The organism is Streptomyces sp. NPDC050145, assembly GCF_044460245.1.
Taxonomy (GTDB): domain Bacteria; phylum Actinomycetota; class Actinomycetes; order Streptomycetales; family Streptomycetaceae; genus Streptomyces.
The window spans coordinates 72,121-96,768 of record NZ_JBITJS010000021.1; the positions used below are offsets into that span (position 1 = coordinate 72,121).

Sequence of the window (24,648 nt, forward strand, 5' to 3'; positions counted from 1 at the left end):
CGGGAATGGAACCGACCGAGAGCGCCGCCCCTGACTCACGCCTGCGCCCACGCCGGCGGATGCTGCGCGCCATGACGCGGCGCGCGGACGGCGACGACAGCGGTTACGGGGAGCACGGGGAGAACGATCGCGGTGGTGTGGTGAACTGGCGCAACTGGTGGCGCGGGGGCGCGACGGCCCTCGGCGCGGTGAGGCGCGGGCAGGCACCCGAGCGTGCCGTTCCGGCCCCGGCGGCCGGGCTCACCGGCCGGTCCGCGATCGGACCCGCCGGCATCGCGTCCGGCGGCCGTGTCGGCGCCGCGACCCCCGCCCGCAACCCCCTTCCCGAACGTGCGGACGCCGCACGCACCCACCCCCTGTCCCTGCTGCCCGGCGCCGTCGTGGCCCTCGCGGCGGTCGTCGTGGGCGCCGGCTTCTACCGGGCGTTCACCGGGAACCACGCGCTCTTCCCGTCCGGCGGGACCGGCTGGTCCCTCGCCGTCCTGACCGGCATCATCGTCGGCCACCTCGTCGCCCTCGGCCGCGACCGCTGGTGGGGCGGCACCGGATCCGGCGCCGCCCTCACCCTCGCCGTGCTGCTCCTGTACGGCTGGGTGCCCGCCGTCATGGTCAGCCTCGCCGTCGTCGTGCTCGTCGGCGCGGCCCGCAGACACCACTGGCGCCAGGGCGTGCTGCACGGCGCGATCGACGTCCTCGGGATCGGCGCGAGCGCCCTCGTGCTCGCCGCGTTCGGCCGGGTGCCGTCCGTCGAGGCGCCCTGGCTGCCCGACACGTGGACCGTCGCCGCCGCCCCCGAGATCCTCCTCGCCGCCGCCGGGTACCTCCTCGTGACCCGCACCCTGCTCTGGTACGTCCACGCCCCGCGCCCCTCCGGACTGCCCACGGTCGCCCGTACGACGCTCGCCCGGCACGGCCTGGTCGCCGTCGCCCTGCTCGGGATCTCGCCGCTGGTCTGCGTCGTGGCCGTCGCCCTGCCCGCGCTCCTGCCGCTCTTCGCCATCCCGCTCATCGCCCTCGACTCCACCCTGTGGATCGCGCGCGCCCGCGCCGAGGAGCAGCTCCGCGACCCCCTGACCGGCCTGCCGAACCGGCAGTGGCTGCTCGAGCGGACCTGGGCCGCGCTCGACGACGCCGAGCGGATCGGCGCCCGCAGCGCCCTCATGCTGATCGACCTCGACCGGTTCCGTTCGGTGAACGACACCCTCGGGCACCTCGCCGGCGACCGGCTGCTCCTCCAGATCGCCGACCGGCTGCGCGAGGCCCTGCCGCGCGGCGCCGAGGTGGCCCGGCTCGGCGGCGACGAGTTCGCCGTCCTGCTGCCCGTCGCCGACTCCACGACCTCCGCGACCCGCGTCGCCCGCGGCCTCGTCGCCACGCTCGGCTCCCCGCTGGACCTGGACGGGCTGACGCTCGTCCTCGAGGCCAGCGCCGGACTCGCCGTCTTCCCCGACCACGCGCTGGACGCCGAGGGCCTGCTGCGCCGCGCCGACGTCGCCATGTACCAGGCCAAGCGGGACCGTACGGGCGTCGAGGTCTACGAGTCGAAGCGCGACTCCAACACCCCGGACCGGCTCGGTCTCCTGGGCGATCTGCGCCGAGCGCTCGACGCCTGCGAGGTCGAACTGCACTACCAGCCGAAGGTCCGCTTCGACGGCCAGGTCGCCGGCCTGGAGGCGCTCGTGCGCTGGGTGCACCCCGAGCGCGGCAAGGTGCCGCCGGACGAGTTCATCGCCATCGCCGAGTCCTCCGGCCTGATGCCGGTCCTCACCGAGTACGTCCTGGAGACGGCGCTCGCCCAGGTCGCCCGCTGGCGCGCCCAGGGCCTGCGCGTCCCCGTCGCGGTCAACGTGTCGCCCCGCGATGTGCACACCCCCGGCTTCGCCGGATCCGTCGCCGCGCGCCTCGCCCGCCACGGCGTCCCGGCCGGTGCGCTCCAGCTGGAGATCACCGAGCACGTCCTCCTGGAGGACCCGCAGCGGGCCGCCGACACCCTGGCCGGACTGACCGGCCACGGCGTCAAGATGTCCCTCGACGACTTCGGCACCGGCTACTCGTCGCTCGTACACCTGCGCCGGCTCCCATTCAGCGAGCTCAAGATCGACCGCTCGTTCGTCGCCCGGCTCGCCGTGGACAACGAGGACGCGGAGATCGTCCGCTGCACCGTCGACCTCGCCCACTCGCTCGGCCTCCTCGTCGTGGCCGAGGGCGTCGAGGACGACGAGACCTGGGAGCGCCTGCGCGACCTGGGGTGCGACGCGGTGCAGGGCTGGCTCGTCGCCGCCGCGATGCCGCCCGACGAGACGACCGCGTGGCTGCGCGCGCGGGGCGCCAGAGGCTGGCAGCGCACCCCGGCGGCCCTCCCGGCCGTCCCGGGCGACGACCCCCGTCCCCTGGGCTGACCGGCGCCCTGGGCTGACCCGCGCCCGGCCCGCCGGGGCCCGGCCGAAGGAGTTTCCGATGTCGCTGTTCGTGCCCGACTTCGACGAGACGGTGATCGTCCGCGAGGCCGACGCCGAGGTCGTGGGCCGCGCCCCCGTCACCGGCCGCCTGCTCGCGGACAGCAGCTCCACCGGCGGCGCCCTGTCCACCCAGCGCATCACGATGAAGGACGGGGCGAACGGGGCGCTCCCGCACCACCACGAGCGCAGCGCCGAGATGTTCTACGTCCTCGACGGCGCCGCCGAGTTCCTGTCGGGGGAGCAGGTGATCACGGGCGAGGCCGGCGACCTCATCGTGGTGCCGCCCCGCATGCCGCACGCGTTCGCCGCCGTGCCCGGCTCCGACGCCGACCTGCTCATCGTGATCACCCCGGGCGTCGAGCGTTTCGCGTACTTCCGTCACCTTCAGCGCATCGCCCTGGGCGAGCTCGCCCCCGAGTCGATCCTCGAGGTGCAGGAGCGCTACGACAACCACTTCCTGTCCAGTCCGGCATGGGACGGACGGCGCCGATAGGGGCCCGGCGGCAAACCGTTTACCAGGCACGCCTCCGCGCCCCATAGGATTGGCTCCAAACCACACACTCTCACCCAGAGGATCGCTGCATGCCTGGCATCACGCGCGAGGAGGTCGCCCACCTCGCCCGGCTGGCGCGTCTGGAGCTGAAGCCCGAAGAGCTCGACCACTTCGCCGGCCAGCTCGACGACATCATCGGCGCGGTCGCCCGCGTCAGCGAGGTCGCCGACCAAGACGTCCCGCCGACCTCCCACCCGCTGCCGCTGACGAACGTCATGCGCGCGGACGAGGTCCGTCCGTCGCTCACCCCCGAGCAGGCGCTCTCCGGCGCCCCGGCCCAGGAGCAGCAGCGTTTCAAGGTGCCGCAGATCCTGGGGGAGGACTAAGAAGTCATGACGGACACGAACATCATCAAGCTCACCGCCGCCGAGATCGCCGCGAAGATCGCTTCCGGCGAGCTCACGGCCGTCGAGGTCACCGAGGCCCACCTGGCCCGGATCGAGGCCGTCGACGAGAAGGTGCACGCCTTCCTGCACGTCGACCGCGAGGGCGCCCTGAAGCAGGCCGCCGCCGTGGACGCCAAGCGCGCCGCGGGCGAGAAGCTCGGCCCGCTGGCCGGCGTCCCGCTCGCGCTGAAGGACATCTTCACCACCGAGGGCATCCCGACCACGGTCGGCTCCAAGATCCTCGAGGGCTGGATCCCGCCGTACGACGCCACGCTCACCAAGAAGCTGAAGGCCGCCGACGTCGTCATCCTCGGCAAGACCAACATGGACGAGTTCGCCATGGGGTCGTCGACGGAGAACAGCGCCTACGGACCGACCGGCAACCCGTGGGACCTCACCAAGATCCCCGGCGGCTCCGGCGGCGGTTCCTCCGCGGCCCTCGCCGCATACGAGGCCCCGCTGGCGATCGGCACGGACACCGGCGGCTCCATCCGCCAGCCCGCCGCCGTCACCGGCACCGTCGGCGTCAAGCCCACGTACGGCGGCGTCTCGCGCTTCGGCATGGTCGCCTTCTCGTCCTCCCTCGACCAGGGCGGCCCCTGTGCCCGCACGGTCCTCGACGCGGCGCTGCTGCACGAGGCCATCGCCGGACACGACCCGCTCGACTCCACGTCCATCGACGCCCCGGTCCCGCCGGTCGTCGAGGCCGCGCGCAACGGCTCGGTCCAGGGCATGCGCGTCGGTGTCGTCAAGCAGTTCCGCGGCGAGGGCTACCAGGCCGGCGTCGTGCAGCGCTTCGACGAGTCCGTCGAGCTGCTCAGGTCGCTGGGCGCCGAGATCGTCGAGCTGGACTGCCCGTCCTTCGACCTCGCGCTGTCCGCGTACTACCTGATCGCGCCGTCCGAGTGCTCCTCGAACCTCGCCCGGTTCGACGCCATGCGCTACGGCCTGCGGGTCGGCGACGACGGCACGCACTCCGCCGAGGAGGTCACCGCGCTCACCCGCGAGGCCGGCTTCGGCGACGAGGTCAAGCGCCGCATCATCCTTGGTACGTACGCCCTTTCGAGCGGCTACTACGACGCGTACTACGGCAGCGCCCAGAAGGTCCGTACGCTCATCACCCGCGAGTTCGAGGCCGCGTTCGAGCAGGTGGACGTCATCGTCTCGCCGACGACGCCGACCACCGCCTTCGCGATCGGCGAGCGTGCCGACGACCCGATGGCGATGTACCTCGCGGACCTGTGCACCATCCCGACCAACCTGGCCGGCAACGCCGCCATGTCGCTCCCCTGCGGCCTGGCCCCCGAGGACGGCCTGCCGGTCGGCCTGCAGATCATCGCCCCCGCCATGAAGGACGACCGCCTCTACAAGGTGGGCGCCGCCGTCGAGGCCGCCTTCGTGGAAAAGTGGGGCCACCCGCTGCTCGAGGAGGCACCGTCGCTGTGAGTGCACTTGGTAAGGCCAAGGGATTCAAGAAGTCCAAGTCCGGCACGTACCTGTCGATCGGGACGACGGCTTTCGGCGCGCTCAGCGTCGCGAAGCAGGTCAAGAAGGCGCGCACCGAGCACGACACGCTCCGCCTCGTCGACGCCGTCGTCTCCGCCGCCGCCATCGCCACCGGCATCGCCCTGCTCCTGCGTGAGCTGAAGCGCCTGGGCGACGACGACGTCCTGCTGGGCTGAGAGGGAAGTACCAGAAATCGTGACTGCCACGACCACTCCCGAGCTGCTCTCGTACGAGGACGCGCTCGCGTCGTACGACCCGGTCATGGGCCTCGAGGTCCATGTCGAGCTCGGCACCAAGACGAAGATGTTCTGCGGCTGCTCCACCGAGCTCAAGCAGGACGCCAACAGCCAGACCTGCCCGACCTGTCTCGGCCTGCCCGGCGCGCTGCCGGTCGTGAACGAGATCGGCGTCGAGTCGGCCATCAAGATCGGCCTCGCGCTCAACTGCGAGATCGCCGAGTGGTGCCGCTTCGCCCGGAAGAACTACTTCTATCCGGACATGCCGAAGAACTTCCAGACCTCCCAGTACGACGAGCCCATCGCCTTCAACGGCTACCTCGACGTGCAGCTGGAGGACGGCGAGGTCTTCCGCGTGGAGATCGAGCGCGCCCACATGGAGGAGGACACCGGCAAGTCGACGCACGTCGGCGGTGCCACCGGCCGCATCCACGGCGCGTCCCACTCGCTGCTCGACTACAACCGCGCGGGCATCCCCCTCATCGAGATCGTCACCAAGCCGATCGAGGGCGCCGGCGAGCGGGCCCCCGAGGTCGCGAAGGCGTACGTCGCCGAGCTGCGCGAGGTCATCCGTGCCCTCGACGTGTCCGAGGCGCGCATGGACAAGGGCCAGATGCGCTGCGACGTGAACCTGTCGCTGCGTCCCCACGGGACCGAGAAGTTCGGCACGCGCTCCGAGACGAAGAACGTGAACTCCCTGCGTTCCGTCGAGCGCGCGGCCCGCTACGAGATCCAGCGCCACGCCGCGGTGCTGTCCTCCGGCGGCACGATCGTGCAGGAGACCCGTCACTTCCACGAGGACGACGGCTCCACCACCTCGGGCCGCATCAAGGACAACGCCGAGGACTACCGCTACTTCCCCGAGCCGGACCTGGTGCCGGTGGCCCCCGCGCGCGCGTGGGTCGAGGAACTGCGGGCGGGTCTCCCGGAGCTGCCGCTCGTGCAGCGCAACCGGCTGATCGAGGAGTGGGGCATCACCGCCCACGACATGCAGTCGATCAACAACGCCGGGGCGCTCGGCCCCATCGTCGCCACGATCGCGGCCGGCGCCGACCAGGCGTCCGCCCGCAAGTGGTGGATGGGCGAGCTGGCGCGCAACGCCAACGAGCAGGGTGTCGAGGTCGCCGCGCTGGCGATCACGCCCGAGCAGGTGGCGCGCGTCTCGGAGCTGGTCTCGAAGGGCGACCTGAACGACAAGCTGGCCCGCCAGGTCATCGACGGCGTCCTCAAGGGCGAGGGCACGCCCGACGAGGTCGTCGACAAGCGCGGCCTCAAGGTCGTCTCCGACGAGGGCGCGTTGTCCACCGCCGTGGACGAGGCCATCGCCGGTAACGCCGGGATCGTCGCCAAGATCCAGTCCGGCAAGGTCGCCGCGGCCGGAGCGCTCGTCGGCGCCGTCATGAAGGCGACCCGGGGTCAGGCCGACGCGGCCCGCGTCAAGGAGCTGATCCTCGAGAAGCTGGGCGTCAGCGAGGGCTAGAGCCGTAGGTGGGGGCCGGGCACGCCCGGCCCCCATCGAAGCCGCACCGAGCAAGCAACCTTGATACTCACCTCAGTAGCCCTCCTGGCCGCCACCTTGGTGTTCGCGGTCCTGAGGCCCCGCACCTGGCCGGAGGCCGTCGCCGCCGTACCGGCCGCGGCCGTCGCCGTCGCCGTCGGCGCCGTCACCCCGCAGCACGCCTGGTCCCAGACCAAGGAGCTGCTGCCCGTCGTCGGCTTCCTCGCCGCGATCCTGCTCCTGGCCCAGCTCTGCGCCGACGACGGACTGTTCCGTGCCGCCGGTGACGCTGTCGCCCGGGCCTGCCACGGCAGCCCCACGCGCATGCTCGGCGGCGTCTTCGCCGTCGCCGCGACCATCACCGCCGTGCTGAGCCTGGACGCCACCGTCGTGCTGCTCACCCCGGTCGTGTTCGCGACCGCCGCCCGTATCGGAGCGCGCCCCCGCCCGCACGTCTACGCGAGCGCCCATCTCGCCAACTCGGCGTCGCTGCTGCTGCCCGTCTCCAACCTCACCAACCTGCTGGCCTTCACCGCGAGCGGGCTCACCTTCACCCGGTTCGCCGGGCTGATGACCCTGCCCTGGCTGGTCGCTATCGGCATCGAGTACGTCGTGTTCCGTCGGTACTTCGCCGCCGACCTCGCCACGTACGCGCACGAGCCCAAGGACGAGGAGGCGCCCGGCGTCCCCCGCTTCACGCTCGTCGTGCTGGGCCTGACGCTCGCCGGGTTCGCCGTGGCCTCCTTCGCGGGCGCCGAGCCCCTGTGGGCCGCGCTCGCGGGCGCGGCCGTGCTCGGGGCGCGCTCGCTCGCCCGCCGCCGCAGCACCCCGCGCGAACTCCTCACGGCCGCCAACCTGCCGTTCTGCCTGTTCGTCCTCGCCCTCGGCATCGTCGTCGAGGCCGTCGTCGACAACGGGCTCGGCGACGCCATCGCCCGCGTCCTGCCCGACGGCACCTCACTGGCCGCGCTGCTCGCGATCGCGGGCGTCGCCGCGCTGCTCGCCAACCTCATCAACAACCTGCCCGCCGTGCTCGCGCTGCTGCCGGTCGTCGCGCCCGCGGGCCCCGGGCCGGTCCTCGCCGCGCTCATCGGTGTCAACGTCGGCCCCAACCTCACGTACGTGGGCTCGCTCGCGACGCTGCTGTGGCGGCGCATCGTGCACGCGCACGGCACCGAACCGGAGCTGGGGGAGTTCACCCGGCTCGGGCTGCTCACCGTCCCCGCGACCCTGCTCGGCTCGACGCTCGCCCTGTGGGCCTCCCTGGCCGTGCTCGGCTGAGGTCCCGTATCGAGGGAAAGGCCGCAGAGGTCGGGGTTGGACCTTTGTGACGGACTGTTGGACGTTTACGCCGTGGCCCGTCCGCGTACTTCCCAGCGCCATCCGGCGTCGCTAGCGTCCCCGCCGAACCACTCAATGGGTCGCCCGCAGACCATTAGGTACTGCCGACCACAACGTTCGGAGGTCCCGTGTCCTCGTCGTCGGACTCCCCGTCGCCCGCATCCCCGGCGCTGTCCCGCAGACGCCTCATGGCCCTCGGCGGAGGGGCGCTCGGTGCCGCCGCGGCCGGCTCCTTCCTGCCCCCGTCGCTGCAGCAGGCCCTCGCCGCCCAGGCCGAGGCCGGCGCGCCGCCGCAGGGCGGACTCGACGCCATCGAGCACGTCGTGATCCTCATGCAGGAGAACCGGTCCTTCGACCACTACTTCGGCACCCTGCGCGGCGTCCGCGGCTTCGGCGACCGCAACGCGATCAAGCTGCCGAGCGGCAGGAGCGTCCTCGAGCAGCCCGGCGCGCTGCGCACCGTCCTGCCGTTCCCGGTCCGCGAGGCCGCCGCGACGCAGAAGAAGGACCTCCAGTACATCGGCGCCCTCGACCACTCCTGGAGCGGCGGCGCCAAGGCCTGGAACAAGGGCTGGCACGACGGGTGGATCACCGCGAAGACAGCGGCCACGATGGCGTACTACACGCGCGAGGACATCCCGCTGCACTACGAGCTCGCCGACACCTTCACCGTCTGCGACGCCTACCACTCCTCCATCCACAGCTCCACCAGCCCCAACCGCAACCACCTGTGGAGCGGCAGGACGGGCAACGAGCCGAACGGCAAGCGCGCCGTCGGCAACGACGCCTACAACGAGGGCACCCACCCCGGCTACGACTGGGGCACGTACGCCGAGCGCCTGGAGCAGGCGGGCGTGAGCTGGCAGACGTACACCGAGTGGGAGAACTTCACCGACAACCAGATCGAGTTCTTCACCACCTTCAAGGCCATCGCCCGCAAGGTCCTCGCCGGCACCGGGCTCACCTTCATGGAGGCCTTCTACGCCAAGGTGCGCGACGCGAAGGACGACGCCGAGCGCGACGCGCTCCTCGCCACCCTGGACAAGGGCGTCGCCACGCTCGACAAGAAGGAGCGCTCGCTGTTCGAGCGGGCCCTGCGCCGCGTCCCCACCGGGAAGCTCGCCGACACCTTCGCCGCCGACGTCGCCGCCGGCACGCTGTCCCGCGTCTCCTACCTGGTGCCGTCCGCCGTGGACTCCGAGCACCCCTCCGTCTCCTCGCCCATCCACAGCGCGACCATCGTCTACAAGGTCCTCGACGCGCTCGCCTCGCACCCCGAGGTGTGGAAGAAGACGGCCGTCTTCATCAACTACGACGAGAACGACGGCTTCTTCGACCACGTGCCGCCGCCCGTCCCCGGCCCGGAGGTCACCGAGGAGCACTGGCAGGGCCTGCCCACCGGCCTCGGCATCCGCGTGCCGATGCTCGTCGTCTCGCCGTGGACCGTCGGCGGCTACGTCTGCTCCGAGGTCTTCGACCACACCTCCGTCGTCCGCTTCCTGGAGCGCTGGACGGGCATCCGCGAGCCCAACATCGGTGACTGGCGGCGTCAGGTCACCGGCGACCTCACCGGCGCCTTCGACTTCCACCGCACCGCCCGGCAGCCGTCCGTCGAGCAGCCCGGACCCGTGCCCGCGTTCAGCGGCCGCTGGGCGCCGCAGCCCCCGGCGCCCGCCCAGCAGACCGTGCCCGAGCAGGAGCCCGGCACCCGGCCCGCGCGCCCGCTCCCGTACCAGCCGGACGCCCACGCGCGCGTGCGGGACGGCAGGCTCACCCTGAGCCTGAGCAACACCGGAAGCGCCAGCACGCACTTCGCCCTGTACCCGTACGCGGGGGAGGCCGCGGCGCCGCTCCACTTCGACGTCGTGCGCGAGCAGGCCGTGCCCGTCGGCGCGGACGGGGCCGCCGCGTACGACTTCGTGGTGACCGGGCCCAACGGCTTCCGGCGCGAGTTCCGCGGTCGCGCCGACTTCGGCGGCGACGTCACGACGACCGTCGACGGACGCGCACGTCTGCTGCGGATCCGGCTGCGCGCCACCGGCACGACGGCGCAGGCGTTCACCGTGGGCGAGCGCACGGTCACCGTGCAGGCCGGCCGGACCGTCACGGTCGTCCACGAGACCGCCGACGCGCACGGCTGGTACGACGTCGAGATCGCCGCCGACGGCTTCCACAGGCGCCTCGTGGGCCACATCGAGAACGGGCGCCCCAGCGTGTCCGGATGACGCCCCGCCGATACCCCCGAGCGTGTGGGATATCCCTGTGAGTAAGCCCACGAAAGCGACAAAGGATCTCCTCGGCCTGTAAGAGTGGCTGCTCCTTGCTCATGTGTTCTTTGCGGGCTGTTCACCTTTAAACGGCGCTTATACGGCTGTTCCCGGTCAAAGATCCATACATCACCCAGGGAGCATGTCCGTGGCCGCACTCGCACGCTGGTGTGTCCGGCATCGGCTCGTGGTCGTCCTGCTGTGGCTGCTCGCCCTCGGGGGCACCGCCGCTGCCGCGACCGCCGCCGGTTCCGCGTACTCGAACGACTACGAGGCACCCGGCACCGAGTCCGGCCGCGCGACCCAGTTGCTGAACGAGAACTTCCCCGCGCTCGGCGGCGACAGCGACACCGTCGTCTGGCACATCAAGGACTCCACCGTGCGGGCCGCGGACGTCGAGACCGCGATGAGCAACACCCTGCGGCAGATCGGCGACCTGCCCGGCGTCTCCGCCGTCGCCTCGCCCTACGAGGCCGACTCCGGCGGAGCCGCCGGGATCAGCGCCGACGGCCGCACCGCGTACGCCACCGTCAGCTTCGACCAGCAGTCCGACGACCTGCCCGTCAGCCAGGCGAAGGCCGTCGTCGACACCGCCCGCGCGGCCGAGCACCACGGGCCCGACGGACTCCAGGTCGAACTCGGCGGCAGCGCCGTCTCCCTCACCGAACCCACCTCCGCCCATGTGTCGGAGATCGTCGGCGTCGTCGTCGCGGCCGTCGTCCTGCTGCTCGCCTTCGGCTCCATGGCCGCGGCCATGCTGCCCATCGCCACCGCCCTCGTCGGCGTCGGCACCGCCTACGCGGGCATCGTGCTGCTCGGGCACGCCATGACCGTCGCCGACTTCGCGCCGATGCTCGGCATGCTCGTCGGCCTCGGCGTCGGCATCGACTACGCCCTGTTCATCGTGACCCGCCACCGCAAGGGGCTGAAACAGGGACTGTCCGTGCCGGAGGCCGCCCAGCGGGCCGTCTCCACCACCGGCCGCGCCGTCGTCTTCGCCGGCGCCACCGTCTGCATCGCCCTGCTCGGCATGCTGATCCTGCGGCTCAGCTTCCTCAACGGCGTCGCCATCGCCGCGTCGCTCACCGTGCTGCTCACCGTCGCCGCCTCCGTGACCCTGCTGCCGGCCCTGCTCGCCCTCATCGGCCCGCGCGCCCTGTCCCGCCGCGAACGGCGCCGCCTCGCCGAACACGGCCCCGCGCCCGAACTCCCGACCGGGCTCGCCGCCCGCTGGTCCGCCTTCGTGGAGCGCCACCCCAAACTGCTCGGCGGACTCGCCCTCGGCCTGATCACCGTCCTCGCACTCCCCACCCTCTCCCTCCACCTCGGCACCTCCGACCAGGGCAACAACCCCAGGTCGAGCACCACCCGGCAGGCCTACGACCTGCTCGCCGACGGCTTCGGCCCCGGCATGAACGGGCCGCTCACCCTCGTCACCGAGGTCGACGGCGCCCAGGACAAGGCCGCCCTCACCCACCTCGCGCACGAGCTGCGCACCACCGACGGCGTCGCCTCCGTCTCGCCGATCGCCTACAACGCCGACGACAGCGCCGCGCACCTCACCGTCGTCCCCGACTCCTCCCCGCAGTCGCAGCAGACCAGCGACCTCGTCGACCGGCTGCGCGCCGACGTCGTCCCCGAGGCACGGACCGCCGGCGGCCAGCTCGACGTCCAGGTCGGCGGCGTCACCGCCAGCTACGACGACTTCGCCGACGTCATCATCGGCAAGCTGCCCCTGTTCGTCGGCGTCGTCGTCGGACTCGGCTGCGTCCTGCTCCTCCTCGCCTTCCGCTCGATCGGCATCCCCCTCAAGGCCGCCGCGATGAACATCGCCGCCGTCGCCGCCGCCTTCGGTGTCGTCGTCGCGATCTTCCAGTGGGGCTGGGGCAGCGAGCTCCTCGGCCTGGGCGCCTCCGGACCCATCGAACCCTTCCTCCCCGTGATCATGGTCTCGGTCCTCTTCGGGCTCTCCATGGACTACCAGGTGTTCCTCGTGAGCCGGATGTACGAGGAATGGCTCGAGACCGGCGACAACCGGCGGGCCGTCCGCGTCGGTCTCGCCGAGACCAGCCGCGTGATCAACTCGGCCGCGGTGATCATGATCTCCGTCTTCCTCGCCTTCGTCCTCAGCGGCGACCGCGTCATCGCGATGTTCGGCATCGCGCTCGCCGTCGCCGTGGCCGTCGACGCGTTCATCCTGCGCACCCTCCTCGTCCCCGCCCTCATGCACCTCCTCGGCGGCGCCAACTGGTGGCTGCCCCGCTGGCTCGACCGCATCCTGCCCCGGCTCAGCATCGAGCCGCCCGAATGCCGTCCCGCCGGGGATGCGAAGATCCCCGAGCAGCTCGCCGTAACCGGCGAAGCGCTGAGCGACGCGGCCTCGTGACCACGGGCCGCGAGTCCACGGGCCGGAGATCCGTCCGGCCCTGACGGCGACGGAGGCCACCGATGTACGAGATCGCGCTCGACGAGACCGCCCGGCTGCGGCCGCTGGAACCCTGGCGCGCCGCGGAGTTCCTGGCCCACATCGAGCGGGGCCGCGAGTTCATCGGCCAGTTCATCCCCTTCGGCTCCACCGCCGTCGACGTCGACTCCTCCCGGGCCGCCCTCCAGCGCTACGAGGACATGCGCGCCGCCGACACCGGCGCCCTGCACGGCATCTGGGTCGACGACACCCTCGTCGGCGGCGTCCTCACCCTCAACGTCGAAGCCGAGCGCGGCAACGCCGAGGTCGGCTGCTGGCTGGAGCCCTCCGCCACCGGGCGCGGCCTCATCACCCGCGCCATGATCCCGATGATCGACTGGCTCTTCGACGGGCGCGGCATGCACCGCGTCGAATGGGTCGCCGCCTCCGGGAACGTGCCGAGCCTCAACGTCGCCCGCCGCCTCGGCTTCACCCAGGACGGCGTCCGCCGCGAGGCCGCCCCCTGGCGCGGCGTCCGCCACGACCTGGAGATCTGGTCCCTGCTCGCCCCGGAGTGGCCGAGCGCCCGCGCCGCCCTCCTCGCGCGTTAAGCCCCCTCTCAGACTCCGTCCGTACGGTGCGCACCATGACTACGAAGACGGACGCGAACACAAAGACGGACGCGCAGCCGGCCGACCCCGCCCCGGCCGAGGACGAGGCCCTGGCCGAGGGCGCCGCGGCCACGACCGGCGTGGAGGCCGAGACCGCGACCGAGACCACGACCGAGGCTGAGACCGCGGTGCGGGACGAGGACGCAGTGGCGGGCGACGAGGCCGCGGCTGACGAGGACGCCGAGGAGCTCGCGGACGGGCTCGGCGACTCCGATGACGTGACCGCCCCGGAGCCGGCCGGCGTCGGCCAGGGTGCCGCCGCCATCGTCTCCGCCGCCCTCGGCTTCCTCTCCCTGTCCGGCAGCTGGATCGGCACGATCGTCGGCGCCCGCGAGACCCTCACCGGACAGCTCAACCTCTCCACGAACGCGAACCCCGGCGTCGCCGCCCAGGTCAAGGAGGGCTACACCGACGGCTGGCACGCCACCGCCGCCGTCGGCGGATTCTTCGCCCTCCTCGCCCTGGTCGTCGCCGTCGTCGTCCTGTCCCGCCCCGCCTTCGGCGCGCCCGGCCGGCCCCAGGCCGCCTGGATCAAGTCCGCCGCCTGGGCCGGGGTCTCCCTCGGCGTGATCGGCCTGATCCTGGCCGTGGCCAAGTACACCGACCTGATCTTCGGCACGCCCGGCCTGAGCTGACCTGAGCACCCCCAGGGGGCCTTAGGCGGTGCGCACCTCCCCCGAGCGCGCCGCCTAAGGCCCCCGCCGCGTCACAGATGCGGCACTCTCCCGATGTGGCGCACCCCCCTGGGCGACGAAAGTGGAGGCATCGCGGAAAGCACTCCGCGAGACACCACCGAACGCCCCAGGGAGACACCGTGTTCGAGTACGAGATCCACCAGCAGCGCTCCGTCGAACTCCGCCGCGAGGCCGACGAGTACCGGCGGGCCCGCGCCGCCGCCCGGGCCACCCGGGCCGCCCGCGCGGAGCGGTCCGAGCGCGCCGGCCGCGACTCCGTGAGCCACAGGTCCGGAGGGCGGGTGAGTACCGAGGCCCCGGTCAGTACCGACCGCCCCCGCCGCCGGCGCGCACCCCGCACCGCATGAACCCGGCACCCCGGCCCGCGGCGCGGCCGGGCAACCCGAAAACCCTTGCCCCCGTCCCGGATCAGTGTGCGATGCTCGGCGCTGTGGAGACCCGATCCGTCAGCCCGGTGTTCGTCGGCCGTGCCGACGAACTCGGCACACTCGACACTGCCCTGACCCGCGCCGCCGCCGGCGAACCCCAGGCCCTGCTGCTCGGCGGCGAGGCCGGGGTCGGCAAGACCCGGCTCGTCGAGGAGTTCGCCGCCGGCGCCTGCCGCACCGGCGCCGTCGTCGTCACCGGCGGCTGCGTCGAGATCGGCGCCGACGGCCTCCCCTTCGCCGCGTTCTCCACCGCCCTGCGCGGGCTTCGCCGGGCCCTGCCCGGCGAGGTCGACGCGGCCGCCGCGGGGCGCGAGGTCGAACTGGCCAGAGTCCTCCCCGAGTTGGCCGACCGGCCGGCCGTCCCGGGCGCCGCCGGGGGACCCGCGGCCGAACCGCGCGGACGCGACGGTCACGGCGACGAGACCGCCACCGCCCGCCTCTTCGAACTCACCGTGCGCCTCCTCGAACGCGTCGCCGCCGACCGCACCGTCGTCGTCATCCTCGAAGACCTGCACTGGGCCGACGCCTCCACCCGGCACCTCCTCTCCTACCTCTTCCGCACCCTGCGCGGCGGCCGCCTCGTCGTCGTCGCCACCTACCGCTCCGACGACGTGCACCGCCGCCACCCGCTGCGCCCCCTGCTCGCCGAACTCGACCGGCTGCGCACCGTCACCCGCATCGAACTCGGCCGGCTCAACCGCGCCGAGGTCGCCCGCCAGGTCGCCGGAATCATCGCCGACGAACCCCAGCGCACCGTCGTCGACGACATCTTCCGCCGCTCCGACGGCAACGCCTTCTTCGTCGAGGAACTCGCCGTCTCCGCCGCCCAGGGCTGCGCCACCGGCCTCACCGACTCCCTGCGCGACATCCTCCTCGTCCGCGTCGAGTCCCTCCCCGAGCCCGCCCAGGGCATCGCCCGGATCTGCGCCGAAGGCGGCTCCACCGTCGAGTACGCGCTGCTCGCCGCCGTCGCCCGGCTCGGCGAGGACGAACTCATCGAGGCCCTGCGCGCCGCCGTCGGTGCCAACATCCTCACCGCCTCGCCCGACGGCGACGGCTACCGCTTCCGGCACTCCCTCGTCCGCGAGGCCGTCAGCGACGACCTGCTCCCCGGCGAGCGCTCCCGCATCAACCGCCGCTACGCCGAAGCCCTCGAGGCCGAACCGGCCCTCGTCCCCGCCGACGCGCGCGTGATGCGCCTCGCCGCCTACTGGTACCACGCGCACGACCCGGCCAAGGCGCTGCCCGCCGTGCTCGACGCCTCCGTCGAGGCCCAGCGCCGCCACGCCTACGCCGAACAACTCCGGCTCCTGGAACGGGCGATGGAACTCTGGGACGGCGCGCCCCAGGAGATCCGCGACGCCCTGCGCCTGGCGGACTACGTCGACGAGTACCTCGCCTGCGGCTGCGACCCCGCGACGACCCCGCTCGGCTACCTGGACCTCATGGCCGAGGCCGCCGTCGCCGGCCGCCTCTGCGGCGAACGCGAACCGGCACTCAAGATCGCCAAGCGTGCCATCCGCATCCTGGACGACGCCGCCCGCACCCCGGGCGGCGGTGACCCGCTGCGCGCCGCCTGGTTCTGGATCCAGCGCAGCAGCCTCACCTCGACTCTCGGCCGCAGCGACGGCTGGGACGAGATCGCCACCGCCCAGGAGCTGGTCCGCGGCCTGCCGCCGTCCGCCGTGCACGCCGAGGTGCTCACCTACGTCGCCTCCTGGGGCATGCTCCACAACCCCGGCGCCGAAGCCCTCGCCGCCGCCGAGCGTGCCGTCGAGTACGCCCGCATGGTCGGTGCCGAGGAGATCGAACTCAACGCCCGCCTCGTCCTCGGTGGCCTCCTCGTCGACGCCGGCGACATCGAAGAGGGCTTCACCGAGATGTACGCCGTACGCGAGCGCTCCGCCGAACTCGGCCTCATCGCCCGCATCCGCCACGTCAACGTGAACCTGCCCTCCGTCCTCGAAGGCTCCGGCCGCTCCGCCGAAGCCGTCCGGCTCTCCGACCTCGGCATCGCCGAGTGCCGCCGCTACGGCCTCACCGACACCAAGGGCTGGGTCCGCGCCAACAAGGCCGAGTCCCTCGTCTCCCTGGGCCGCTGGACCGAGGCCGCCGACGCCGCCGAGCGCACCCGCGCCATGGCCGTCAGCGACAGACCCCGCGCCACCGCCGGACTCCACCTCGCCACCCTCGCCCTCGCCCGCGGCGCCCTCCAGGAAGCCGCCGCCCACCTGGCCGCGGCCCGTGAGCTCTACGGCACCCACGATCCGATGCCGCAGTACCTGCTGCCCCTCACCCATCTCTCCCTCGCTCTCGCCGTAGCCCAGGGCCGCCTCCTCGACGCCCGCGCCGAACTCGACCGGCTCGTCACCGCCGGCCTCCCGCACTCCATGCAGCGCTACCTCTGGCCCCTGCTGCGCACCGCCGCCGCCGCGGAGGCCGACGCCCGAGGCCTGCCCGCCGCCGAAGCGGAGCGCACCGAGGCCGTCGCCCGCATCCGCGACGCTGCCAAGGCCCAGGCCGTCCACGTCCCGGTCTGGCAGGCCCACGAACAGTGGGTCCGCGCCGAGCTGCTCCGCGCCGAGGGCCGCGACACCGCCGACGACTGGTCCGCCACCGTCACCGCCTTCGAACCCCTCGAGCGCCCCTACGACCTCGCCCGCGTCCGCTACCGCCTCGCCGAGTCCCTCCTCGTCTCCGCCGCCACGGCCGGCGGCTCCGCCGAGGACGACCGCGACCGCGCCACCGAGCTCCTCCGCCTAGTCGCGGCCGTCGCCGACCACCTCGGCGCCCGACCGCTCACCGAGTCCGTCACCCTCCTCGCCCAGCGCGCCCGCCTGAGCCTCAGCCCCGCCCACACCCCGCGCCGCCCGGACACCTCGGCCGACCCCGCCGAGCAGCTCGGCCTCACCAGCCGCGAACGCGACGTCCTGCGCCTGGTCACCGCCGGCCGCAGCAACCGCCAGATCGCCGAGGAGCTCTTCATCTCCCCGAAGACGGCCAGCGTCCACGTCTCCAACATCCTCGGCAAGCTCGGCGTCGCCGGCCGCGGCGAGGCCGCCGCCCTGGCCCACCGGCTGCAGCTCTTCCCCGCCCGCCCCGTGACCGCCCCGCCCCGCGTCGCGGGCTGAACGGGGCCGCACACCCTGCCGTACGCTGGACGCGAGGCTCGACCGGCCCACCTGGAGGCGCAGTGTTCAACCCGCTCGATGACCTGTTCGCCCCCAGCCGGCGGCACACCGACGAGGAACGCAAGCGCCTGGAGCTGACCCGTGTCGACCTGAACGACGGGGACCCCGGCCGCGGCCCGATAGACCTCACCTCCGGCAAGGTCGTGGTCCGCGCGCCCCACCAGGAGGAGACCGAGACGACGAACGGGCCGGACGGTGCGCCGGCGGACGGGTCCGACGAGGCGGAACCGGACGGCGCCGCCGAGGTCAGCTGACTCTCAGCTCCAGGATCCGGTCGTCCCCCTTCTCCGGGCTCCCCCGCCCGTCCGTGTTGCTCGTGGTCACCCACAAGGTGTCGCCGCCCGCGGGGACCACGGTGCGCAGCCGCCCGTACTTCTTGTCCAGGAAGGCCTGCGGCTTGTGCGCCGCCTCGGTGCCGTCCAGCGGAATGCGCCACAGCCGCTCGCCCCGCAGCCCCGCCATCCAGATCGACCCCTTCAGACAGGCGATCCCGCTGGGGGAGGCCTCACTGGTGTGCCACTGGGCGATCGGGTCCCGGTAGCCGGACTTGCCGGCCTTCCCCTCGGCGTCGGGCCAGCCGTAGTTTCCCCCCGCCACGATCCGGTTCAGCTCGTCCCAGGTGTCCTGGCCGAACTCCGAGGCCCACATCCGCTTGTCCTTGTCCCAGGCGAGGCCCTGCACATTGCGGTGCCCGTACGAGTACACCGGCGAGTCCCCGAAGGGATTGCCCGGGGCCGGCTCGCCCTCCGGGGTCAGGCGCAGGATCTTGCCGCCCGTGGACTTCTTGTCCTGCGCCAGCTCCGTCTTGTACGTCTCGCCCGTGCCCACGTACAGCATGCCGTCCGGGCCGAAGGCGATCCGCCCGCCGTTGTGGTTCGTCCCCTTGGGGATGCCTCTGAACACCGTGTCCGGAGCGCCCAGTTGCTCACCGGCCGGCTTCTTCTCGTCGTAGATCATCCGCGCGATGCGGTTGTCCGACTCCGTCGTGAAGTACGCGTAGACCATGTGGTCCGACGCGTAGGAGGGGGAGAGGGCGATGCCGAGCAGGCCGCCCTCGCCGGCCGGGGCCACTCCGGGGACCGAGCCGACGGTCGTCTTCTTCCCCGTCCCGGGCGCGACCCGGGTGAGCGTGCCCTTGTCGCGCGAGGAGACCAGCAGATCGCCCTCGGGCAGCGGGGCCAGGCCCCAGGGTGTCTCGAGCCCGGTGGCCACCGTCCTCAGTACCTTCACCGAACCCTTCGCGGGCGGGACCTCGCCCGCGGGCGTCGTGCCCCCGGCGTCGCCCGAGCGGCTCGGGCCCGACGTGCTGCCCCGGTCCTGCTTCGGCCCGCCGCCCCCGGACGAGCAGCCGGCCGTGAGCAGGAGCGCCGCACAGGCGGCCACGGCCAACGCGGGCCGCACAGCTTGACGTTGCACGATCACGATCAGGTCCCTTCGTCGCCACGGTTCTCTCGTTCATACACCGCTCGCGCCGTTCAGGTTCCCGAACTCAGTCCCAAGATCCCTGCGCGGCCGGCAGACCGGCGATCTCCGCCAGGTCCGCGGCCGTCAGACGCAGCCCGGCCGCCGCCGCGTTCTCCACCGCCCAGCGCTCGTGCTTGGCCCCCGGCACCGGCACCACGTTCGGACCCTGCGCGAGGACCCAGGCCAGGGCCACCTGCGCGGGCGTCACGTCCGCGCCGTGCCGGGCCGCGACCCGGCGCAGCCCCGCCACAACCGGCTGGTTCGCGGCCATCATCTCCGCGGTGAACCGGGGGTGCCGGGCCCGCACGTCGTCCGGCTCGAAGCCCTGCCCGGGCGTCAGTGTGCCGGACAGGAACCCGTTGCCCAGCGGCATCGCCGCGAGGAACCCGACGCCCCGGTCCCGGCACCACGGCAGCAGCGTCTCCAACGCCTCGGTGGACCACACCGACAGCTCGGCCATCACCGAGCTCACCGGGAACACCTGCTGGATCCGGTCCAGTTGGCGGATCGTTCCCGCATGCAGTCCGGCCCGGCCGCCGCGCCGCGCGGCCCGCGCCCCCACCGCGCACAACCCGAGCGAACGCACCTTGCCTGCGCTCACCAGCTCCGCCATCGCGCCCCAGGTCTCCTCGACCGGCACCTCCGGGTCCGCGCGATGCAACTGGTACAGATCGATCACGTCCGTCTGCAGCCGCCGCAGCGACGCGTCGCACGCCCGCCTGACGTACCCCGGACGTCCGTTGGCCACGACGTGCTGCTCGCCCACGAGCAGCCCCACCTTCGTCGAGACGAACGCGTCCGCCCGCCGCTCCTTCAACACCCGCCCGAGCAACAGCTCGTTGGTGAACGGCCCGTACATGTCGGCGGTGTCGAGAAGCGAACACCCCCGGTCCAACGCGGCGTGCACGGTCCGCAGGGATTCCTCGCCACGCTGCCGAGAGCCGGTGTAGGCCCAGCTCATCGGCATGCAGCCCAGTCCGACAGCACCCACCTCGAGCGCCGCCGCGCCGATCGCCTTGCGCTCCACCTGCCCGTGACCCTCCCTGTCTTCGGCCACCAACCTAACCTCTGCCTCCCGACGCGTCTGACATAGCCTCCTGACATGACTGGTGATGTATGGCTGCCGTTCCCCGCCGACGAGATCCCGGGTCTCCCGGAAGGCCTCGACTACCGCTTCTGGAACGGTGAACCGGACTTTCCCGCCGACCCCGCCGACTGCGCCTTCTATGTCGTCCCGTACATGAAGCCGCCGGGCGTCGGCACCCGGCCGATGCCGCGGATGTCCTCGCTCCGCGCCGTGCAGACGCTGTCCGCCGGTGTCGACCACGTGCAGGCCGGACTCCCGCACCTGCCGCCCGGGGTCCAGTTGTGCAACGCGCGCGGGGTGCACGACGCCAGTACCGCCGAGCTCGCGCTCACCCTGATCCTCGCCTCGCTGCGCGGGATCCCCGACTTCGTGCGCGGCCAGGACCGCGGCGAGTGGCGCGGCGGATTCCGGCCCGCGCTCGCCGACAAGAACGTCCTGATCGTGGGTTACGGCGCGATCGGTTCCGCCGTGGAGGACCGGCTCGTGCCCTTCGAGGTCGCGCGGGTGGCGCGCATCGCGCGCTCCGCCCGCACGACGGAGCGCGGCCCCGTGCACCCGCTCACCGACCTGCCCGCGCTGCTCCCCGAGGCCGACGTCGTCGTCGTGGTCACCCCGCTCACGGAGGACACCCGCGGTCTCGTGAACGCGGACTTCCTGTCCCGGATGAAGGACGGGGCCCTGCTCGTCAACGTCGGACGCGGCCCCGTCGTGGACACCGAAGCGCTGCTCAAGGAGTTGGAGAGCGGCCGTATCACCGCGGCGCTCGACGTCACCGATCCCGAACCGCTGCCCCGGGAGCACCCGTTGTGGCAGGCTCCGGGAGTGCTCATCTCGCCGCACGTGGGCGGACCCACGTCCGCCTTCCTGCCGCGCGCGAAGCGGCTGATGGCCGCGCAGCTCACGCGCTTCGCGGCGGGGGAGCCGCTCGAGAACGTCGTCTTCACCACCGGCTGACCCTGGTTGATCCCGGTCGGCCACGGCTGATCCCGGCCGACCCGACGGTCCCGCCCGTCTCACCGGTCGACTGGAGCACCACCGGCCCCACGGACAACTCCCGTGCGGCCGCCCGCCGTCGGGTGCACACGCTCCGCGCCCGCCCGGCTCCACCCCGTGCGCGCATCGTCGCTGGTCGTCACGGAGCGTAGAGAGACTATGTCCCTGAGTGACGAGTCTGGTGTATCGTCCCGACTGGGGCAGCGCCGTGCGGCATGCGGCGCCGGGGACGAGTGACGGACTGCGAGGGGGGCGACGGGCGATGTACGGCCTATGGGCGAACGATCCGACGCGGCGGGGCCGCCGACGGCGACCCTCCAGCACACCCATGCACGGGCGAAGTCCGGCCTGCCGCACGAAGCCTGCGTGCCGCGGCAGCCTGCGCCCGGGCCGCCGGCGGCACCCGCACCCGGGCCCGGGCCGGAGCGACGCCGGCCCGACCCGACGGACCGAGGCGGCCCGGTGACCGCCCACCCGTCGCCGCCGACCGCGCTGGGCGCCGCACTGCACCCCGGCGCACCGCTCCCGTCCCGCGCCCCGGAGCGCGGCCGCGTCATGGGTGTCCAGTTGGCGCTCGCCCTCGTCTGCGCGGCCTTCGCCACGGGTTCACTACTGGGCTGGGGCTCCGAGCGAGTGGCCCTGTTCATGGGCGACTTCGGCCTGAGCCTCGCCGCCGGCACCGCCGCCGTGTCGAACTTCCTCTACGCGCGCAGTCGCCACAGCCGCTTCAAGCCCGCCTGGCTCCTGTTCGCCCTCTCCTCCCTGATGGCCTCGTTGGGGAACGGGGTGTGGGGCTGGTACGAGTTCGTCCTGCAGATCGACGTGCCCACCCCGAGCCTCGCCGACCTGTTCTTCCTCTGCTTCGCGCCGCCCGCGATCATCGGCCTGCTCGTCCTCGCCAAGCGGCCCGTGACCAAGGCCGGCTGGATCTGCCTGGCGCTCGACGCCTGGCTCATCGCCGGATCCCTCGTCACGCTCTCCTGGAGCCTGGCCCTCGCGCACACCGCCGAGTCCGAGGGGCAGAGCGTCAGCCGCACCGCGCTCTCACTCGCGTACCCCCTGCTCGACATCGTTCTCGTCAGCATGGTGCTCGCCCTGCACTTCCGCCGCTCACCCGGCAACCGCACGGCGGTCAACACCGCGATCGGCGCCCTGGCCCTCACCGTGATGTGCGACGCCCTGTTCACCTCGCCGCTCCTGCACGCCAGTTACCGCTCCGGAGAGATCCTCGACGCCGGCTGGTTCGCCGGATCGCTGCTGCTCGCGCACGCGCCCTGGGTGGGACACCGGCGCGGGGGCCGGCCCGGACCGCGGCCGGCGCACCAGGGCCCCGCCCCCGCCCGGTACCAGCTCGGCCACACCCGCCCCATGTCCGGCTCGCTCGCCGCGCTCACGCCGTACCTGGCCGCCGCCGTCTGCACGCTGGGCATCCTCTACAACGTGCTGAGCGGCCACCGTGTCGACCGGATCGTCCTCTTCACGGCCTGCACCGTCGTCCTGGCCCTCGTCGTGCGCCAGGGCATCATGCTCCTCGACAACATCACGCTGACCCAGGAGCTGGCCCAGAAGGAGAACCACTTCCGTTCGCTCGTCCAGGGCTCCAGCGACGTCATCATGATCGCCGCTCCGAACGGGATCCTCCGCTACGTCAGCCCGGCCGCCGCGGGGGTCTACGGGCGGGAGGCCGACGACCTCGTCGGCTCCGAGCTGGCCTCGATCATCCATCCCGAGGACCTCGGGCGCGTGGTGCACGAGATCCGCCGCTTTCTCGCCGCCAGCGCCGTCGAGGAGCCCACCACCCGCATCGAGTGCCGCTTCCGCTCCGGCGCCGGGGCCTGGCTGAACGTGGAGTCCACGATCAACCGCCACCACGGCGGCCTGATCCTCAACAGCAGGGACGTGACCGAGAGGGTCCGCCTCCAGGCGCAGTTGCAGCACAACGCCGAGCACGACCCGCTCACCGACCTGCCCAACCGGTCGCTGTTCACCAAGCGGGTCGGCCTCGCGCTCACCGGGCGGCGTGCCAGCGACCGCGGCACCGCCGTGCTCTTCATCGACCTCGACGGCTTCAAGCAGGTCAACGACACCATCGGCCACCAGGCCGGTGACGAGCTGCTCGTCCAGGCCGCGCGCCGGCTCGCCGAATCCGTCCGCGCCTCGGACACCGCGGCCCGGCTCGGCGGCGACGAGTTCGCCGCACTGATCGTCGGTGACGGCGGCCGTGACCACTCCGCGCGGGAGCAGCACATCTACGAGCTGGCCGACCGGCTCAGGGTCACGCTCTCCCAGCCCTACGCGCTCGACGGGCACCAGGACGTCCGGGTGGCCGCCTCCATCGGCGTGGCCTTCGCCGAGCCCGACATCACCGCGGGCGAGCTCCTGCGCAACGCCGACCTCGCGATGTACCGCGCCAAGGCCACCGGAAAGGGTCGCGTCGAGCTGTACGCCCCCCAGATGCAGGCCGACGTCGTGCGCAAGGCCGAGCTGGCGGGACGGCTGCGCTCCGCGCTCCACGAGGGCGAGTTCGTCCTGCTGCACCAGCCGGTGGTGTCGCTCGACGACGGCCGGATCACCGCCGTCGCCGCCCAGGCCCGCTGGCGCTCCTCGCAGGGCATCCTCTTCACGCCCGCCGAGTTCCTCCGGGTCGCCGAGGACGGTGAGAAGACCGCCGAGCTGGGCCGCTGGATGCTGGAGGAGGCCGTCGCGCAGGCCGCCGAGCGCGGCCGCAGCGGGCACGCCACCCCGGTCGTGGTCCGGATCGGCGCCCGCCGTCTCCTGGACCGGTCGATGCCGCTCGGCTCCGTCGAGGCACTCCTGACCCGGCACGGGCTGCCCTCCGGGGCGCTCGTCATCGAGCTGGCCGACAGCGACCCCAGAGTGCCTCTGGACGAGCTGGAGCGCCGCCTGACGGGACTGCGCCGGCTCGGGGTCCGGATCGCCCTCGACGGCTTCGGCAGCGGCTACGCGGCGATCACGGCGCTGCGCAGGCTCCCCGTCGACATGCTCAAGCTCGACCGCTCGCTCGTCGAGGGTGTCGTCGAGTCCGCCCGGCTGCACAAGATCACCAGCGGGCTGCTGCGGATCGCCGGGGACCTGGGCCTCGCCTCCGTGGCGGACGGGGTCGACCTGCCCGAGCAGGTCGTCGCGCTGCGGGCGATGGGCTGCACCCAGGGGCAGGGCATGGCGTTCTCGGGGCCGCTCGACGAGTACCGGCTGCGCCGTGCGCTGGCCTCGGGGGAGTACCCGGTTCCGGCCGGTCCCGCCGAGCCGGTGTTCGCGGGCGTACCGGCCTCGCGTTCACATAATGAGACCCCCGTCCCACCTACTTGACACATATGGCGCGCCGGGGGGAAGGTCAATGCCATGCGCACCCGAATTCTCGTACTTGGAAAGCGCGTCGGCTGAAGCTGGGACCCACCGGTCCGAAGACCGGAATCCCCAGCGACCGTATCCGGCGCGCTCCCCTCGC

At 72.8% G+C, this 24,648-nt stretch carries 18 protein-coding genes; 16 read left to right on the plus strand and 2 right to left on the minus strand.

Annotated elements, in window-relative coordinates; genetic code table 11:
* Positions 1-5: 5 nt before the first annotated feature.
* The 14 genes from ACIBTU_RS33335 (at position 6) to ACIBTU_RS33400 (ending at position 17,889) form a co-directional block, all read left to right on the plus strand.
* Positions 6-2,399: a putative bifunctional diguanylate cyclase/phosphodiesterase gene (locus ACIBTU_RS33335; RefSeq protein WP_399130410.1), complete on the plus strand. Its 2,394-nt coding sequence runs from the start codon at positions 6-8 to the stop codon at positions 2,397-2,399.
* A gap of 58 nt (positions 2,400-2,457) precedes the next feature.
* A complete protein-coding gene (locus tag ACIBTU_RS33340; RefSeq protein WP_399130411.1) occupies positions 2,458-2,952 on the plus strand; it encodes a cupin domain-containing protein in 495 nt (164 codons plus the stop codon).
* Positions 2,953-3,041: 89 nt separating this feature from the next.
* The gene (gene gatC / locus ACIBTU_RS33345; protein WP_018531282.1) at positions 3,042-3,338 is read left to right on the plus strand and encodes an Asp-tRNA(Asn)/Glu-tRNA(Gln) amidotransferase subunit GatC; all 297 of its coding nucleotides are present in this window, start codon (positions 3,042-3,044) and stop codon (positions 3,336-3,338) included.
* Positions 3,339-3,344: 6 nt separating this feature from the next.
* Positions 3,345-4,844: an Asp-tRNA(Asn)/Glu-tRNA(Gln) amidotransferase subunit GatA gene (gene gatA, locus ACIBTU_RS33350; RefSeq protein ID WP_399130412.1), complete on the plus strand. Its 1,500-nt coding sequence runs from the start codon at positions 3,345-3,347 to the stop codon at positions 4,842-4,844.
* Complete coding sequence (locus ACIBTU_RS33355) at positions 4,841-5,080, plus strand: hypothetical protein (RefSeq protein ID WP_399130413.1); 240 nt, start codon at positions 4,841-4,843, stop codon at positions 5,078-5,080. Before gatA ends, ACIBTU_RS33355 begins: the two co-directional genes overlap by 4 nt.
* 19 nt (positions 5,081-5,099) lie before the next feature.
* Positions 5,100-6,620 (plus strand): Asp-tRNA(Asn)/Glu-tRNA(Gln) amidotransferase subunit GatB, encoded by a 1,521-nt coding sequence (gene gatB, locus ACIBTU_RS33360; RefSeq protein ID WP_399130414.1) that lies wholly within the window; start codon positions 5,100-5,102, stop codon positions 6,618-6,620.
* A gap of 60 nt (positions 6,621-6,680) precedes the next feature.
* A complete protein-coding gene (locus tag ACIBTU_RS33365) occupies positions 6,681-7,919 on the plus strand; it encodes an SLC13 family permease (protein ID WP_399130415.1) in 1,239 nt (412 codons plus the stop codon).
* Positions 7,920-8,167: 248 nt separating this feature from the next.
* Positions 8,168-10,204 carry a phosphocholine-specific phospholipase C gene (locus ACIBTU_RS33370; protein WP_399130473.1) on the plus strand — a complete coding sequence of 679 codons (2,037 nt, stop codon included), beginning with the start codon at positions 8,168-8,170 and terminating at the stop codon, positions 10,202-10,204.
* Positions 10,205-10,394: 190 nt separating this feature from the next.
* Positions 10,395-12,632 carry an MMPL family transporter gene (locus tag ACIBTU_RS33375; protein WP_399130416.1) on the plus strand — a complete coding sequence of 746 codons (2,238 nt, stop codon included), beginning with the start codon at positions 10,395-10,397 and terminating at the stop codon, positions 12,630-12,632.
* 62 nt (positions 12,633-12,694) lie between these two features.
* Complete coding sequence (locus ACIBTU_RS33380; RefSeq protein ID WP_399130417.1) at positions 12,695-13,261, plus strand: GNAT family N-acetyltransferase; 567 nt, start codon at positions 12,695-12,697, stop codon at positions 13,259-13,261.
* Between the two features lie 35 nt (positions 13,262-13,296).
* Positions 13,297-13,956 (plus strand): hypothetical protein, encoded by a 660-nt coding sequence (locus ACIBTU_RS33385; RefSeq protein WP_399130418.1) that lies wholly within the window; start codon positions 13,297-13,299, stop codon positions 13,954-13,956.
* Between the two features lie 179 nt (positions 13,957-14,135).
* Positions 14,136-14,363, plus strand: coding sequence for a hypothetical protein (locus tag ACIBTU_RS33390; protein WP_399130419.1), 228 nt, complete (start codon positions 14,136-14,138; stop codon positions 14,361-14,363).
* Positions 14,364-14,434: 71 nt separating this feature from the next.
* Positions 14,435-17,575 (plus strand): AAA family ATPase, encoded by a 3,141-nt coding sequence (locus tag ACIBTU_RS33395; protein ID WP_399130420.1) that lies wholly within the window; start codon positions 14,435-14,437, stop codon positions 17,573-17,575.
* 62 nt (positions 17,576-17,637) lie between these two features.
* The gene (locus tag ACIBTU_RS33400; protein ID WP_399130421.1) at positions 17,638-17,889 is read left to right on the plus strand and encodes a DUF6191 domain-containing protein; all 252 of its coding nucleotides are present in this window, start codon (positions 17,638-17,640) and stop codon (positions 17,887-17,889) included.
* On the opposite strand, the gene ACIBTU_RS33405 is transcribed toward ACIBTU_RS33400, so the two are convergent.
* Both ACIBTU_RS33405 and ACIBTU_RS33410 read right to left on the minus strand, forming a co-directional pair.
* A complete protein-coding gene (locus tag ACIBTU_RS33405; RefSeq protein WP_399130474.1) occupies positions 17,882-19,051 on the minus strand; it encodes a PQQ-dependent sugar dehydrogenase in 1,170 nt (389 codons plus the stop codon). The two genes, ACIBTU_RS33400 and ACIBTU_RS33405, sit on opposite strands and share 8 nt — an antisense overlap.
* 73 nt (positions 19,052-19,124) lie before the next feature.
* Positions 19,125-20,126 carry an aldo/keto reductase gene (locus ACIBTU_RS33410; RefSeq protein ID WP_399130475.1) on the minus strand — a complete coding sequence of 334 codons (1,002 nt, stop codon included), beginning with the start codon at positions 20,124-20,126 and terminating at the stop codon, positions 19,125-19,127.
* A 75-nt stretch (positions 20,127-20,201) separates the two neighbouring features.
* Here ACIBTU_RS33410 and ACIBTU_RS33415 point away from each other — a divergent pair, with 75 nt between their 5' ends.
* The gene (locus ACIBTU_RS33415) at positions 20,202-21,140 is read left to right on the plus strand and encodes a 2-hydroxyacid dehydrogenase (protein WP_399130422.1); all 939 of its coding nucleotides are present in this window, start codon (positions 20,202-20,204) and stop codon (positions 21,138-21,140) included.
* Positions 21,141-21,641: 501 nt separating this feature from the next.
* Positions 21,642-24,509: a putative bifunctional diguanylate cyclase/phosphodiesterase gene (locus ACIBTU_RS33420; protein ID WP_399130423.1), complete on the plus strand. Its 2,868-nt coding sequence runs from the start codon at positions 21,642-21,644 to the stop codon at positions 24,507-24,509.
* Positions 24,510-24,648 lie beyond the last annotated feature (139 nt).